At 74.4% G+C, this 15,020-nt stretch carries 15 protein-coding genes; 9 read left to right on the top strand and 6 right to left on the bottom strand.

Features of this window, described 5'->3' with window-relative positions; all coding sequences use genetic code 11:
* On the bottom strand, positions 1-2,238 hold a 2,238-nt coding region (locus ACWENR_RS24795; RefSeq protein ID WP_452279360.1), incomplete at its 3' end, for a helicase-associated domain-containing protein.
* 87 nt (positions 2,239-2,325) lie between these two features.
* Here ACWENR_RS24795 and ACWENR_RS24790 point away from each other — a divergent pair.
* On the top strand, positions 2,326-2,949 hold the full coding sequence (locus tag ACWENR_RS24790) for an HAD family hydrolase (RefSeq protein WP_452279359.1): 624 nt from the start codon (positions 2,326-2,328) through the stop codon (positions 2,947-2,949).
* Positions 2,950-2,983: 34 nt separating this feature from the next.
* Positions 2,984-3,370 carry a cold-shock protein gene (locus ACWENR_RS24785; protein ID WP_452279358.1) on the top strand — a complete coding sequence of 129 codons (387 nt, stop codon included), beginning with the start codon at positions 2,984-2,986 and terminating at the stop codon, positions 3,368-3,370.
* Here ACWENR_RS24785 and ACWENR_RS24780 read toward each other — a convergent pair.
* On the bottom strand, positions 3,331-4,257 hold the full coding sequence (locus ACWENR_RS24780; RefSeq protein ID WP_452279357.1) for a 1,4-dihydroxy-6-naphthoate synthase: 927 nt from the start codon (positions 4,255-4,257) through the stop codon (positions 3,331-3,333). The two genes, ACWENR_RS24785 and ACWENR_RS24780, sit on opposite strands and share 40 nt — an antisense overlap.
* Before the next feature lie 547 nt (positions 4,258-4,804).
* On the opposite strand from ACWENR_RS24780, the gene ACWENR_RS24775 reads away from it, so the two are divergent.
* Positions 4,805-5,689 (top strand): GNAT family N-acetyltransferase, encoded by an 885-nt coding sequence (locus tag ACWENR_RS24775; protein ID WP_452279356.1) that lies wholly within the window; start codon positions 4,805-4,807, stop codon positions 5,687-5,689.
* Positions 5,690-5,733: 44 nt separating this feature from the next.
* Here ACWENR_RS24775 and ACWENR_RS24770 read toward each other — a convergent pair whose 3' ends face one another.
* Both ACWENR_RS24770 and ACWENR_RS24765 read right to left on the bottom strand, forming a co-directional pair.
* Complete coding sequence (locus tag ACWENR_RS24770) at positions 5,734-6,384, bottom strand: futalosine hydrolase (RefSeq protein WP_452279355.1); 651 nt, start codon at positions 6,382-6,384, stop codon at positions 5,734-5,736.
* Positions 6,381-8,030 carry an MFS transporter gene (locus ACWENR_RS24765; protein WP_452279354.1) on the bottom strand — a complete coding sequence of 550 codons (1,650 nt, stop codon included), beginning with the start codon at positions 8,028-8,030 and terminating at the stop codon, positions 6,381-6,383. Before ACWENR_RS24765 ends, ACWENR_RS24770 begins: the two co-directional genes overlap by 4 nt.
* Before the next feature lie 87 nt (positions 8,031-8,117).
* Here ACWENR_RS24765 and ACWENR_RS24760 point away from each other — a divergent pair, with 87 nt between their 5' ends.
* The gene (locus ACWENR_RS24760; RefSeq protein ID WP_452279353.1) at positions 8,118-8,957 is read left to right on the top strand and encodes a DUF3027 domain-containing protein; all 840 of its coding nucleotides are present in this window, start codon (positions 8,118-8,120) and stop codon (positions 8,955-8,957) included.
* Positions 8,958-9,020: 63 nt separating this feature from the next.
* On the opposite strand, the gene ACWENR_RS24755 is transcribed toward ACWENR_RS24760, so the two are convergent.
* The gene (locus ACWENR_RS24755; RefSeq protein WP_452279352.1) at positions 9,021-9,266 is read right to left on the bottom strand and encodes a DUF2530 domain-containing protein; all 246 of its coding nucleotides are present in this window, start codon (positions 9,264-9,266) and stop codon (positions 9,021-9,023) included.
* Between the two features lie 87 nt (positions 9,267-9,353).
* Between ACWENR_RS24755 and ACWENR_RS24750 the strand changes: the two genes are divergently transcribed.
* The 5 genes from ACWENR_RS24750 (at position 9,354) to thpR (ending at position 13,959) form a co-directional block, all read left to right on the top strand.
* Positions 9,354-10,832, top strand: a complete 1,479-nt coding sequence (locus ACWENR_RS24750; protein ID WP_452279351.1) for an NCS2 family permease — start codon at positions 9,354-9,356, stop codon at positions 10,830-10,832.
* A gap of 120 nt (positions 10,833-10,952) precedes the next feature.
* On the top strand, positions 10,953-11,402 hold the full coding sequence (locus tag ACWENR_RS24745; RefSeq protein WP_452279350.1) for a MarR family winged helix-turn-helix transcriptional regulator: 450 nt from the start codon (positions 10,953-10,955) through the stop codon (positions 11,400-11,402).
* Positions 11,403-11,471: 69 nt separating this feature from the next.
* Positions 11,472-12,755: an MFS transporter gene (locus ACWENR_RS24740; protein WP_452279349.1), complete on the top strand. Its 1,284-nt coding sequence runs from the start codon at positions 11,472-11,474 to the stop codon at positions 12,753-12,755.
* Between the two features lie 102 nt (positions 12,756-12,857).
* Entirely contained in the window at positions 12,858-13,367 is a 510-nt protein-coding gene (locus ACWENR_RS24735) for a hypothetical protein (RefSeq protein WP_452279348.1), read from the top strand.
* A gap of 13 nt (positions 13,368-13,380) precedes the next feature.
* A complete protein-coding gene (gene thpR / locus ACWENR_RS24730; protein WP_452279347.1) occupies positions 13,381-13,959 on the top strand; it encodes an RNA 2',3'-cyclic phosphodiesterase in 579 nt (192 codons plus the stop codon).
* Positions 13,960-13,972: 13 nt separating this feature from the next.
* Here thpR and ACWENR_RS24725 read toward each other — a convergent pair whose 3' ends face one another.
* Positions 13,973-14,959 (bottom strand): aldo/keto reductase, encoded by a 987-nt coding sequence (locus ACWENR_RS24725; protein WP_452279361.1) that lies wholly within the window; start codon positions 14,957-14,959, stop codon positions 13,973-13,975.
* Between the last annotated feature and the right edge of the window lie 61 nt (positions 14,960-15,020).

Here is a 15,020-nt window from a genome sequence, read left to right as displayed (position 1 = left end):
CCCGCCCCGGCCCACCGCCGGCGCGCGCCGGGCCGCCCGGGCCGCCGCGTCGCCGCGCCGGATCTGCTCCACCACGCCCAGCAGGCGGGGCATCGACAACTTCGGGGCGGTCAGCGGGTCGAGCGTCCGGGTCGCCACCGACACCCGGGCCGGTGCCCGGCGGGTCTTCGGGCGGGCCAGCACCGCCGCGCCGCTCGCGTCCTCGGGCACCGGGGCGTACCCGGCCTCGCGCAGGGCGGTCAGCATCCGGCCCACCTGGTACGGGGTCGACAACACCGTCGGCGCGAGCCGGCGCAGCGCCAGCGACTCCAGCCGCCTGTCGGCGAGCACCTCGGTCAGCAGCGCCTCGTCGTCGCTGCGCACGTACGCCCCGGCGGAGCCGACCCGCAGCCCGCCGTGCTTGCGGGCCACGTCGTCCACCAGGTATGTCAGCCCCTGGGGAACCGGGGTGCGGGAGCGGCGCCGGAACAGGGCGTGCAGGTCGTCGGCCGAGTAGCCGGCGTCCAGGGCCCGGCGCACGCTGGCCGTGGTGACCCGGTGCACGCTGGCCCCACCGGCCGACTCGTGCTCCGCCACCACCTCCAACTCGGCGGCGAGCGTCGGGTCGGGCGGGCCGGGCACCACGACCGTCAGGTCGGCCTGCACCAGGAAGTGGTCGACGGGGGCGGGCAGCAGCGCGTCCAGCGCGCGTACCGCACCCGTCCCGTCGCCGTCCTCGCCGTCGGCACGCAGCCCGAGCGGGTCGTCCGCGCCCCGCTCGTCGGCGGCGCCGACGTCGGCCAGCAGCAGCCGCCCGTACGAGGTGATCGCCCCCAGCCCGGTCACGCCCAGCGTGGCCGCCTCGGCCAGCACCTCCCGGTGCGCGGCCTCCCGCCCCCGGCTGCGGCGCGGCGCCCGCCAGTCCAGCAGGGACTGCACCTCCTCGGGGGTGGGCGCGGTGGCCGGCTCCAGGTCGGCGAGCACCCCGAGGACCGCGCGTCGGGCGGCCGGCGCCCCGGCCCGTTCGGCCTCGGCCGAGAGCACGGCGATCGGCCGGTCCCGGTCGTCCCGCTGCCCCGCAAGCCCCGGCTGCCGGGTCATGGTCAGCCACGCCCGGGCGAGCTGCTCCCAGCGCTGCGCCAGCGTGCCGGCGCGCCACACCTCGTACCCGGCGGTGGGCAGGATCTGCTGGTCGGCGCCGTAGCGGGTGGTGGTGGCCCCGGGCAGGTCCACCTCGCCGACCAGTCCGGCCGCGTACGCCGCCTCCAGCAGCAGGGCGGCCGTCGGCTCGTCCACCCCGACGGCCTTGGCCAGCCGGCGCAGGTCGCGTACGCCCAGGCCGCCTGAGCGGAGCACGGGCGCCGGTTCGGCGGCGAGCTGCTCCAGCAGCGCCTCGGCGTGGCGTACCGCCTCCATGGTCTGCCCGGCCCCGGCGGAGTCGGCCGCCTTCGGCTCGCGCGGCGGGGTGGCCACCGGCGGTGGGCTGGTCCGCAGCGGACCGAGCGGGCCGCTGTCCCGCCGCAGCAGCAGGCCGACCTCCCGGGGCAGCTCGACCGTGCCGCCGGCTCCGGGCCTGCCGCCCGAGACCGGCACCAGCAGGTGGTGGTCGACCAGCCAGCGCACGGGCGAGCCGGTCGGCGCGCCGCCGTTGGTCGCGTCCGGGGGCAGGTCGTCCTCCGCGCCGATGGGCGGGGCCTGCAGCGCGCCGGCCGGCACGCTGCCCACCGGCGGGCCCGCGGCGAGCCGGTCCAGGATCGCCCGGGCCGAGGGCGGCGCGGCCAGCAGCGTCCGGCGCAGCTTCGCCGGGTCCGCGCAGAGCGCCGCCGCCCGCGGGTCCAGCTCCGCCGCCGGTCGGCCCAGTCCCGCCGGGTACGGGGAGACCTCGTCGACACTCGCCACCACGTGCAGGTCGCTCTCGGGGCCGTGCAGCAGGAAGAGCGCGCGCAGCCGGTTCACGGCGGCGCGTACGGAGGTGGGGGCGGGCGGGTGCGGCCCGGTGGTGGCCATGGCGAGCACCGCGTCGGTGGAGGTGGTCCCCCCGGCCCCGACCCGGGTGAGCCGGGCGGCGTCCAGGACCTGCAGGGTGAACTGGTCCAGCCCGTCGAGCGCGCGGGCCACCGAGACCCGGGACTGGGCCCGGATGGCCAGCGCGGAGACGTCGGCGGGCACGGGCACGACGAGGTCCGGCCGCAGTTGCAGGAGGGCGGCGAGCGACTCGTCGGGCAGCGACCGCAGGTGGTCGGCGAGTGAGATGGTCATCGTCGTTCCACGCTAGCCCGGCAGGGGGTCCTCCCGCCCCTCGGACGTCCGGCTGGCCCGAGGCGATGGACGGGTAGGTTCCTCCGCATGCCCGCACTGACGGTCGGATTCGACCTCGACATGACCCTGGTCGACTCGCGCCCCGGCATCGCCGACACCTTCCGGGCGTTGACCGCCCGGACGGGGGTGCGGGTGGACGCGGAGGTCGCCGTGTCCCGACTGGGTCCGCCGCTGCGTACCGAGCTCGCCCACTGGTTCCCGCCGGAGCAGGTCGACGCGGCCGTCCGGACGTACCGCGAGCTCTACCCGGCGTACGCGATCACGCCCACCGTCCCGATGCCCGGCGCCCGCGCCGCGATCGACGCGGTACGCGGACGCGGCGGCCGGGTGCTGGTGGTGACCGCCAAGCTCGGCCGCCTGGCCCGGCTGCACCTCGACCACCTCGGGCTGGTGGTCGACGAGGTGGCCGGCGACCTGTTCGCCGAGGAGAAGGCGACCGCGCTGCGCGAGCACGGCGCCACCCACTACGTCGGCGACCACGTGGCCGACATGGCCGCGGCGCGGGCGGCGGGCGTGCCCGGCATCGCGGTCGCCACCGGCCCGTGCCCGGTCGAGGAGCTCCGCGCGGCCGGCGCGGCGGCGGTGCTGGATGATCTCACCGCGTTCCCGGCGGCGCTGGACGGGATGATCCGGCTAGCCTTGGAGCGGTAGACGTCTCAAGCTCAAGCGAAGCAGGGGTTCTCAGGTGCCGACGGGTCGAGTGAAGTGGTTTGACGCGGCCAAGGGATACGGGTTTGTCACCAGTGACGAGGGTGGCGACGTGTTCCTTCCCAAGACCGCGCTACCGGCGGGTGTCACCGACCTCAAGGGCGGTCAGCGGGTCGACTTCAGCGTGGTGGACAGCCGCCGGGGCGCGCAGGCGATGGGGGTGAAGCTGCTCGACGCCCCGCCGTCGGTGGCGGAGCTGCGCCGCCGGCCGGCGGAGGAGCTGCACGGCCTCGTCGAGGACATGATCAAGGTGCTGGAGGCGAAGGTCCAGCCGGACCTGCGGCGGGGCCGTTTCCCGGAGCGCAAGACCGCCCAGAAGATCGCTCAGCTGGTCCACGCGGTCGCCCGCGAGCTGGAGGTCTGAGGCACGAGCCCGGCGGCGGCGGCCCGGCCGAGCAGCGCCTCCACGGCGGCGAACCCGGCGTCCCCCAGGTCGGCGGTGAACTCGTTGACGTAGAGGCCGATGTGCCGGTCCACCACGTCGGGCTCCATCTCCTGCGCGTGCGCCAGCACGTAGTCGCGGCTCGCCGCCGGGTCGGCCCAGGCCCGGCGGACCGACTCGCGGATCCACCCGGCGGCGGCCTCCGGGTCCACCGCGCCGCGCCGGGCCAGGATGGCGCCGAGGGGGATGGGCAGGCCCGTGTCGGCCTCCCACCACTCGCCCAGGTCGACCAGCGCGGTCAGGCCGTGCCGCGGGTAGGTGAACCGGGCCTCGTGGATGACCAGGCCGGCGTCGTACCGGCCGGCGGCCACGCCCGGCATGATCTCGTGGAACGGGACCACCTCGATGCGTGCCGGGGGTCGGTCCGCCGCCCAGAGCCGGAAGAGCAGGTACGCCGTCGTCCGGTCGCCGGGCACCGCCACCGTGGCCCCGCTGAGGTCGGCCCGCCCGCTGCCGCCGTCGTTGCTGCTGCCGGTGCCGCCGCCGCTGCTGCTGCCGCCGGTGTCCTCGGCGTTGTGGGTGCCGGCGGTCAGGTCGGCGCGGTCGCCCCGGGTCAGCACCAGCGGGCCGCAGCCACGGCCGAGCGCGCCGCCGCAGGGCAGCAGGTGGTAGTCGTCCAGCAGCCACGGCAGCGCGGCGTAGCTCACCTTCACCAGGTCGAACGCCCCGCGCTCGGCCGCCGTGTTGGTCACGTCGACGTCGGCGTACGTCACCTCGACCGGCGGCGCGCCGGGCACGAGGCCGTGCACGAGGGCGTGGAAGACGAACGTGTCGTTGGGGCAGGGCGAGATCGCCAGCGAGAGCGCCACGCCCCCACGGTAGCCCCGCCCCCGGCGGTCCAGTTCCGCCCGGTCCCCGTGACTGTGACGGACCCCGCGACTCTGAGACGTCGGGCCTCGGATGCGGTGCTTGCGTCTGGGGATGCGGTGCTTGCGTCTGGGGACGCGGTGCTTGTGTCTGGGGTGCGGTGCGTCCATGGATATGCATGCGGCCGCTTTCGAGCTGATGTCGTAAACGATTCATCCACCGTCCGACGCCCATCCGCCGACCACCCCACCGCCGATGCTCGGTGGGGTGGTGCCGATCAGGGTGCAGAGCAATGCCGGCCTCGCTGTTGCCCCTACGCCCGGCTTTCCTCGCTGGCGTGCCTGCTTCGGCGAGACGCGCACGCCGTGTTTGTTCGCGTGGGGCGTTGCCCGTGCGTTCTGCCCGGCGTTCGCCGTTGATGTCGTAAACGATTCAGCTCGACAGCGTCACGACAAGGTATGCACCGCCCGATCCGAGGTTGTCCACAGGGTTGTCCACAACTTCGGGAGGGCTGTTGAAGAGGCCGCACCGGACCGCGAGCATGGTCTGGTGGGAGAGCTGAATGAGGCGGTTGACCTGGGCGCGGCCCTTCGGTCCCTGCGGCGTCTCGCGGACCTGAGCCAGCGGGAACTGGCCGAGCTGTCCGGGGTGCCGCAGGCCACCCTGGCCCGGATCGAGTCGGGGCGGGCGACCGATCCCAGGTTCCGCACGGTGGAACGGCTCGTCCGGGCTGCCGGCGGGAAGGTGGCGGTCAACGGGGCCGGCCGGACTGACAACGACTACGACAACCACAACGACAACAGCGACGACAACGAGAACGCCGGCGAGCCGCTGCCGGCGGTGCCGCACGACGGGCTGCGGGACGTGGCTGGCCGGCGCTATCCCGCCCACCTCGACGCGTGGGAGGTTCGGGAGCCGAGGGACTGGCCCGGTGCCTGGTGGGCGAACTGGTACAACCTGCCACCCCCGCTGTGGCCGCTTCCGGTACCGGCGGCGACATACGAGCGGAACCGTGCCTACCGGGACAAGCGCCGGTGGGCCGCGGAGATCCGGCGCACGACTCGGGTGCGCCGGGTGACGAATGGCCTGCCGGCGACGTCGTGGCGGTTCGTGGCCGAACTGCCGGGCGGCGAGCAGGTCGGTGAGCTGCGGGCCTACGAGCGCAGCCGGCACCTTATGTACGGCGAAGGCCCGAGCGACGACCGGGAGATCGTTCTCGACGGTGTCCTCGTGGCCGAGGACTACCGGCGGCTCGGCATCGGTCGCCGGCTGGTCGGCCTGCTCACCGACGAGATGGACCGGGTGGGCATCCGGAGCGCCGGGGCGGTTGCCCGATTCGACGACGTCGACCTGCTGTTGGCCTGTGGATACCAGTTGGAGGCGAGCCGGCCGTGGTCGCTGCGGCTCGAACGCAGGCCGGCGCTCGCAGACTGACGGCACGATTCCGAGCCGGTTCAGGCCAGGGCCGCGGCGCCTGTTCAGGCCAGGGCTGCGGCGGCGGTGGTCAGGGCGGCGAGCGCCTCGCGCATGCGCCAGGCGTCGCGGTCGCGGGGACCGATCGGGTTCGAGACCGTACGCAGCTCGGCGAAGGGGAGGCCGGCCTGGGCGGCGGCGACGGCGACGCCGTACCCCTCCATGGCCTCGGCGACCGCGTCCGGGTGCCGGCGGCGCAGCGCGTCGGTGCTGGCGGCGGTGCCGGTCACCGTGCTGACGGTCAGCACCGGGCCGACGGTGGCCGTCGGGAGGGCGGCCCGCAGCCGGGCGAGCAGGTCGGGATCGGCGGCGAGGGCGGTGCCCCCGCCCAGCCAGTCCGCCGGCATGCCCAGCTCGTCGACCGGGATGAAGCCGGCCGGCGACTCGGCGCCCAGGTCGGCGGCCACGGCCACGCTGCCGAGCACCGTGGCGCCCACCTCGGCGCGGCCGGTGAAGCCGCCCGCCACGCCCGCGCCGACGACGCCCCGGTAGGGCCGGCCGGCGGCCTCGGCGAGCACCAGCAGCCGGGCGGTGGTGGCGGCGGCCACGGCCGGCCCGACCCCCACCGGCAGCACAGTCGTCGTGGAATCGCCGAGGCCGGCCCGGATCGCCTCGGCCTCGGCCGGCACCGCCGTGACCACCAGCAGCCCGGTCACGAGAGCGGACCCTGCGACTCGCGGCGGGTCTCGTCGTCGGTCCCGCCGGGGCCGCCGACGGCCGACGACGGCCGGTAGATGTGGTAGCCCGGCGGGGCCAGGCCGGGGTCGTCCAGCGGCGAGCCGCCCTGCGCCGGGGCGGGGGAGGTGGGCGCGGGGTCGTACCGGTCCCCGGCGCCCGGGTCGCGCGTCTCCGCGCCGTCGGCGCCGGGGCCGTCCGGGTCGGTCCCGGCCGTCTCCTCGGCCAGCTCCTCGTCGCCCAGCGGCCGGCCGTGCAGCCGCTCGGCGCGCAGCCGGCCGGCCACCACGATGCCCCGGGCGGCGGCCACCGTGCCGACGGCGGCGGCGACGGCGATCCCGATCCGGCCGTCGAAGGGTACGAGCCCCAGCCCGCCCCCGGCGACGAAGGCGAGCATCAGCACCGTCTCGGAGTGGGCGAAGGAACTGGCCCGCAGCCGCTCCGGGATGCGCTCCTGGATCGAGGCGTCCACCGCGAGCTTGGCGATGCCGCTGTTCAGCGCGGCGACCAGACAGAGCAGGGCGACCATGGGCAGCGAGAACTTCAGCGCGGCGAGGATCGCCACCCCGGCCACGATCACCATGCCGCTCGACTGGATCGCGGCCGGCCGGTGGATGCGCAGCCGGGTGCCGACCGCCGTGGCCAGGAAGGTGCCCACGGCGAGCGCCGCGCCGACCAGGCCGAGCGCCCCCTCGTCGCCCAGGTCCCGGCCGAAGACGACGGTGGTCAGGTCGCCCGCCTTGATCGCGAAGGCCAGGAAGAGCAGCAGGAAGCCATAGACCGCGCGCAGCGTCGCGGCGCCGATCAGGGTGGCGATCACGAGCCGGCCCGCCGGCCGCCCCCGGCCCAGCGGGCGGTCGCCGTTGCGGCGGCCGAGCGCCCGCAGCGGCCGGGGCACCCGCTCCGGCGGCTCCGAGTCGGCCTTCGGCGGCAGCCGCAGGGCGATCACCATGCCGACCAGGAAGATGACCGAGGCGACCCGGAGCGGCCACTGCGGCCCGAACCAGAAGGCGGCCAGCCCGATCGGGGCGACGAGCGCGCCGGCCACCGTGCCGTAGACGCTGGCCCGGGCGCCCACCTGCGAGAGGCCCAGCCCCTCGGGCAGCAGCCGAGGGACCGCCGCGGAGCGGGCCACCCCGTAGGCCCGGGAGAGCGCCAGCACGCCGAAGGCGGCCGGATAGAGCCCGAAGCCGTGGATGTAGTCGGAGATCAGCCAGGCCAGGAAGGCGCGGCCGAGCATGGTGGCGGCCAGGGCGTACCGCCGGCCGTGCCGGAAGTGGTCGAGCAGTGGGCCCACCACCGGGGCGAGCATGGCGAACGGCACCATGGTCACCAGCAGGTAGAGCGCCACCTTGCTGCGTGCCTCGCCGAGCGGGACGTTGAAGAAGATCGTCCCGGCCAGGCCGATGGCGATCAGGGTGTCACCGGCGCAGGAGACCGCGTGCAGGTCGAAGAGCCGGACCATGCCGACCTCGCCCCCGGCGCCCCGGGTGCGGGCGTGGCCGGCCCGGCGGGTCATCCAGCGCCCACCGCTGACCGAGCCCCGGAACAGCAGGCGCACGGCCCTGATGCCGGTGCCGACGGTCTGCCCGAGTACGGACCGCCCGGAGCGGGAGAACAGCGGCATGCCCACCATCCTGGCCCATCCGGTCGGCGCACGCCGCACCACTGCGCCAGAACGTCATCGGCGGGTGCCTGTCGGTTCGCCGTACGCATGGGGAACAATGGGTGGGTGACCAGGCCCGCCTCCGCCCGCGCCGCTCGTCTCGACCAGGTCTGCGCCGTCGCCGTCGAGGTGGCGCGCGACGCCATCACCGAGGTCGAGGCCTCGGACGTCGGCGACCACCTGCAGGCCGTCGCCGAGGGCGACCGGCTCGTCACGCACTACTTCGAGTGCCGGCTCGCCGGCTACCGCGGCTGGCGGTGGGCGGTCACCGTCACCCGGGTGCCCCGCAGCCGGCACGTCACCGTCTGCGAGACGGTGCTGCTGCCGGGCTCGGACGCGCTGCTCGCGCCCGGCTGGCTGCCCTGGCAGGAGCGGCTCAAGCCGGGCGACCTCGGCCCCGGTGACCTGCTGCCCACGCCGCCGGACGACGAGCGGCTCCAGCCCGGCTACCTGCTCTCCGACGACCCGGCGGTCGAGGAGACCGCCTGGGAGCTCGGGCTCGGCCGCGCCCGGGTGCTCTCCCGGGAGGGGCGCATCGAGGCCGCCCAGCGCTGGTACGACGGCGACCACGGCCCGGCCGCGGCGATCTCGGTCGCGGCTCCCGCCGCCGCCCGCTGCGGGACGTGCGGCTTCTACCTGCCGCTCGCCGGCGCCCTGCGGCAGTCCTTCGGCGCCTGCGGCAACTTCTACGCCCCCGACGACGGCCGGGTGGTCAGCGCCGACCACGGCTGCGGCGCCCACTCCGAGACCCTGATCGAGACGGCCGACACCCCGGTCGACGAGATGCCGACGGTCTACGACGACAGCGCGGTGGAGCCCGTGTCGGTCAGCCGGGCGCCCGGCTCGGTGGAGGCGTCGGAGCCGGCGGAGCCGTACGGCCACCCCTGACGCGTCCGGCGCGGCGCCGGGGTCGTCCCGGCCGGCGCGGGCGTACGGGCGGGTCGGCCCAGGTCAGCGGCCCGCTCGGCGGCGGCGTCGGTTGGCGTCGTGCCGCATCATCACGGCGAGACCGGGGAACCCCCACAGGAAACCGGCCAGGCAGACCCACAGCCAGTCCTGGTGACCGTGCTCGGTCAGCCGGTCGCGGAACACCAGCAGCGTCAGCCCGGCGATCGCCCAGGCCGCCATCCCGGCGAGGGCGAACGGCACCATCGGCGGGTCGAGCGGCTCGGGGCGCGGTGGCTGCTCCTTCGGCACGCGGCAAGCGTACGCGATCAACTTTCCCTGCTGGCCGGTGATCTGCGACGATGCGCGCGACAACGGAAGATCAGCTGCGAGGATCTGATGAAAGTAGCGCCGCCCGACAACGGCACATCACCCGACCCCGCTCGTCCGCGTGGCGGTTTCGACCGCTTCTTCGAGATTTCCGCCCGTGGCTCGACGATGAGCCGCGAGGTACGCGGGGGCCTGGCGACCTTCTTCACGATGGCCTACATCGTGGTGCTCAACCCGCTCATCCTCGGTGGTGCCGTCGACGGCGACGGCAAGAAGCTCTCCATCCCCGCCCTCGCCGCGGCCACCGCCCTGGTCGCCGGCCTGATGACGATCCTGATGGGCGTGGTGGGCCGGTTCCCGCTGGCCCTCGCCGCCGGCCTCGGCGTCAACGCGCTGGTCGCGTACGAGATCGCTCCGGAGATGACCTGGGCGGACGCGATGGGCCTCGTGGTGATCGAGGGTGTGATCATCGCGGTGCTGGTGCTGACCGGCCTGCGTACGGCGGTGTTCCGCTCGGTGCCGACGCAGATGAAGACGGCGATCGGCGTCGGCATCGGCCTCTTCCTGACCATCATCGGCCTGGTCGACGCCGGCTTCGTCCGTCGGATCCCGGACGTGGAGAACACCACCGTTCCCGTGGGGCTGGGCATCGACGGCAGCCTGGGCAGCTGGCCGATGCTGGTCTTCGTGGTCGGCCTGCTGCTGACCGTCGTGCTGCTGGTGCGCCGGGTCAAGGGCGCGATCCTGATCGGCATCCTCGGCTCCACGGTGCTGGCGATGATCGTTGAGGCGGTGGGGAACATCGGGCCGTCGTTCGTCAACGGCGAGCCGAACCCGAAGGGCTGGGCGCTGAACGTGCCCGAGTTCCCCAAGACCTGGGTGGACCTGCCGGACCTGTCGCTGCTCGGCAACTTCAACGTGTTCGACTCGTGGGGCCGCGCCGGCTGGGTCGTCGTGCTGATGTTCGTCTTCACCCTGCTCATCACCGACTTCTTCGACACCATGGGCACGATGGTCGCGGTCGGGCAGGAGGGGGAGATGCTCGACGAGCGGGGCACCCCGCCGCGGGCGAGGGAGATCCTGCTGGTCGACTCGATCGCGGCGGCGGCCGGCGGCGCGGCGAGCACCTCCAGCAACACGTCGTACATCGAGAGCGCCGCCGGTGTGGCGGAGGGCGCCCGGACGGGCGTGGCCAACCTGGTCACCGGCGGCATGTTCCTGCTGGCGATGTTCCTGGCGCCGCTGGTCGTGGTGGTGCCGTTCGAGGCGGCGTCGACCGCGCTGGTGGTGGTCGGCTTCCTGATGATGACCGCGGTCCGCACGATCGACTGGTCCGACTACGAGATCGCCGTCCCGGCGTTCCTCACGATCGTGCTGATGCCCTTCACGTACTCGATCTCCAACGGCATCGGCGCCGGCCTGATCACGTACGTGGTGGTGAAGCTCGCCAAGGGCAAGGCCCGGGAGATCCACCCGCTGCTGTACGGGGTGGCGGCCCTCTTCGTGCTGTACTTCCTGCGCGGGCCGATCGAGTCCGTGGTGCTCTGACCACCCTGCGCTCCGGGCCGGGTCGCCGACTCGGTCACCCGGCCCGGAGCAGGGCAAACCTCCCGTGAGGCTGGTCATATCGCATCTCATTGGCCAGGCTAATTAGTTAGGCTAACTATCGTGACGGAGCGGACGGTGACGGCGAAGCGCGTGCCACCGGCGCAGCTGGCACCTCAGTTGCGTGATGCGATCACCCGACTCAACCGACGGGTCCGCCAGGCCCGGCCGGTCGGCGACCTGACGGTCACCCAGCTCTCCGCGCTCACCAGCCTCCGGCTGGCGGGCGCGCTGACGCCCCGGGAACTGGCCGACGTCGAACGGGTGCAGCCGCCGACGATGACCAAGATCGTCGCGAAGTTGGAGGAGCGCGGCCTCGTGCAGCGCACCCCCCACCCGACCGACGGCCGACAGGTCATCCTCGCGGCGACAGAGGGAGGACGGGCGGTGCTCGACCAGTTCGAGCGCGCCCGCGACGAGTGGCTGGCCCGCCGGCTGGCCGAGCTGGGCGAGGCCGAACGGGACACCCTGCGGCGAGCCGCGGAGATCCTGCAGCAGCTCGCCCGCGCCTGAGCGCGCGCCTCGCACCACCGCGCCGTCCGCCGTCCATGACGCGTACGACCGCGAGGAGGCGCACCAAGAGTGCAGGCGAAGCTGAGCACGATGTTCCAGTCCCTACAGGTCCGCAACTACCGGCTATTCGCATCCGGGCAACTGATCAAGCTGATCGGTGTCTGGATGATGTTCATCGCCCAGGACTGGCTCGTCCTCGAGCTCTCCGACAACTCCGCCACCGCGCTCGGCGTGGTCACCGCCCTCCAGTTCACCCCGGTGCTGCTGCTCACCCTGCTCTCCGGGCGGCTCGCCGACCGCTACGACAAGCGGATGCTGCTCTTCGTCGCCAACGCGTTCTGGACCGTGCTGGCGCTCGCCATGAGCCTGCTGGTGATCACCGGCCTCGTACAGCTCTGGCACGTCTTCGCGTTCGCGGCCCTGCTCGGTGTCGCCAACGCCGTGGAGACCCCCGTCCGGCAGGCGTTCGTCTCGGAGCTGGTCGGCACCTCGCTGCTGCCGAACGCGCTCTCGCTGAACGCGGCCGTGTTCAACTCCGCGCGGATCGTCGGGCCGGCCGTCGCCGGTCTGGCCATCGCCGCCTTCGACGTGGGGCCGGTCTTCCTGTTCACCGCTCTCAGCTCGATCGCCCCGCTGGTCAACGTGGTCCGCATGCGCCCGGCCGAGCTGCACCGGGAGGCGCTGCCGCCGCGCGACGAGCGGGCGTCGGCCAAGGTGGTCGACGGGCTGCGCTACGTCTGGCGCCGCCCCGACCTGCTGCTGCCGATGGCGGTGATGTCGGTGATCGGCATGTCGCTGTTCAACTTCCAGCTCACCCTGGCCGCGCTGGCCAAGACCGTCTTCAAGACCGGCGCCGCCTCGTTCGGGCTCTTCAGCACCGCGCTGGCCGTCGGCGCGCTGGTCGGCGCGCTCGCCGGCACCGGGCGGCGCAGCCGCCCCTCGGTCTGGCTGGTGCTCGGCGCCGCCGTCGGCTGCGCCAGCTTCGGCACCCTCGTCGGGCTCGCCTCGGCGTACTGGATGGTGGTGGCGCTGCTGCTGCCCACCGGGTTCTTCATGGTGTTCTTCGCCCAGGCCGCCAACCAGCGCGTCCAGCTCGGCACCGACGCCGCCTTCCGGGGCCGGGTGATGGCCCTGTGGGTGCTGGTCTTCCTCGGCACCAACCCGGTCGGCGCGCCGCTGATCGGCTGGGTCGCGGAGACCTACGGCGCCGGCGCCAGCATCTGGATCGGCGGCCTGATCTCGCTGGCCACCGCCCTGATCGCGCTCACCTGGCAGCTGCGTCGCTCCGGCGCCCGGCTGCGCTTCCGGGTCCTGCCGATGCCGCGCTTCTACGTCACCTCCACCGACTGCTGAGCCCTGCCGCCGCCCGGATGGGATGATCCGTCCCATCCGGCGGATGGCGTGGATGCGGCCAATCCGGTGGCGGACCGCCGGGCTGGGGCTTAGCGTCGATGCGTGGAGGTCGGACGCGGGTTGCTGCTGGTCCTTGCCTTCGTGGGCGTGGCCAGCCTGCCGGCGGTGATCGCCCTGATCTTCTGCGCCGACGAGATCATCGACCGGGTCGCCTGCGGGTGGGCCGAGTGGCGCGACAACCGGCGCGAGCGGCGCACCATCGCCCAGCTCGACCGGGCCGTCGAGGCTGACGCGCTGACCCGCGACATCGACCTCACCGACTTCGACCGGCCCGACCGGCGCCCGCTGGAGCGACTCGCCGCCGACCTGCGGCTCCTGCGCGGCCACGGCGCCAGCGGCGAGAGCCGGCAGCCGGTCTGGCACGCCACGGTGCTCCGGGCGTACGACGACCGGCTCCGGCAGGCCTGCCGGGCGCTCGGGATCGCCGAGCACCTCGCCGAGCTGGACGGCGTCGACCTGGAGCTGGAACGGGTCCGGGTGGAGGGCCTGCTGCACGCCGCCGGGCTGACCCTGCCCGCCGCCCGGGCCGGCCACCGGCAGCGCCACCGCTGAGCGGCGGACCGGCTTGAGGCTCTTCGCCGCGGTCTACCCGCCGCCCGGGGCGCTCGCGCACCTCGGGGAGCAGGTCGCCCGGCTGCGGGTCGGCGCGGCGGCCGCCGCCGGCGTAAACGTCCGGCTCGCCGACCCGGCCACCGCGCACGTCACCCTCGCCTTCCTCGGCGACGTCGAGGCGGGCCGGCTGGTCGACGTGGAGAGCGCGCTCGGGCTCGCCGCCGAGTGGTCCCGCGACGGCCGTACCGCCGCGCCCCGGCTCCGGCTCGCCGGCGGGGGGCGCTTCGGCCGGGGGCGGTTCACGGTGCTCTGGGTGGACCTCGGGGGCGAGGTGGAGCAGCTGCGGGTGCTCGCCCGGCTGATCCGCTCCCGGCTGCGGCACGCCCGCCTGCCGTACGACGAGAAGCCGTTCCGCCCGCACCTCACCGTCGCCCGCCCCGGCGACCGGGTGCCCGAGGTGGACGTGACGGCCGACGTGGCGACCCTGGGCGGCTACGCGGGCCCCGAGTGGCCGGCCGCCGAGCTGGTCCTCGTACGCAGCCACCCGGGTCCCCGCCCCACCTACGACCGGCTGGCCGCCTGGCCCCTCTGAGGCTCCCTCCCGGCTACCAGGCCCACGCCTCCGGGCCGGGACCGCCGTTGCCGATCGGCGGGAAGAGCTCGTCGAGCCGGCTGAGGGTGTCCCCGTCGAGGGTGACGTCGAGCGCCCCCAGGGAACGGTCGAGCTGGTCGGCGGTGCGCGGGCCGATGATCGGGGCGGTCACCCCCGGCCGCGACAGCAGCCAACCGAGCGCCACGTCCGCCGGGTCGTGCCCCAGCTCGCCGCAGAGCTTCTCGTACGCCTCGATGGTCGGCCGGTGCTCGGCCAGCGCGTCGGCGGACCGGCCGCTGGCGCCGCGCGCGGCCCCGCCCTCGGCCATCTTCCGCAGCACCCCGGCGAGCAGCCCGCCGTGCAGCGGCGACCACGGGACGACGCCCAGCCCGTGGTGCTGGGCGGCGGGCAGCACCTCCAGCTCGACGTGCCGGGTGAGCAGGTTGTAGATGCACTGCTCCGAGACGAGGCCGAGGAAGTGCCGCTTCGCCGCCGCCTCCTGCGCCACCGAGATGTGCCACCCGGCGAAGTTCGACGACCCGACGTAGAGCACCTTGCCCTGGGCGACCAGGGTCTCCATGGCCTGCCAGATCTCCTCCCACGGGGTGCTCCGGGAGACGTGGTGCATCTGGTAGAGGTCGATGGTGTCGGTGTGGAGCCGGCGCAGCGAGTCCTCGCAGGCCCGGACGATGTGCCGGGCCGAGAGGCCCTGCTCGTTGGGCCACTCGCCCATCTTGCCGTAGACCTTGGTGGCCAGCACCACCTTCTCCCGCCGGCCGCCGCCCTGGGCGAACCAGCGACCGATGATCTGCTCGGTGATCCCCTCGCCGGTCTGCCAGCCGTAGACGTTCGCGGTGTCGAAGAAGTTGATGCCGTGTTCGAGGGCCCGATCCATGATCGCGAAGCTGTCCGGCTCGCTGGTCTGCGGCCCGAAGTTCATGGTGCCGAGGCAGAGGCGGCTGACGGACAGGCCGGTGCGGCCGAGGTTCGTGTACTCCATGGGGCCACCCTGCCACGGCGGCACGTCGAGCGCCTCGCGTCGGCTCCGGCGGTCACCGCGG

The organism is Micromonospora sp. NPDC004336, from assembly GCF_053602615.1.
The sequence above is the reverse complement of the archived record's forward strand: the minus strand, read 5'-3'. Positions and strand labels throughout refer to the sequence as shown.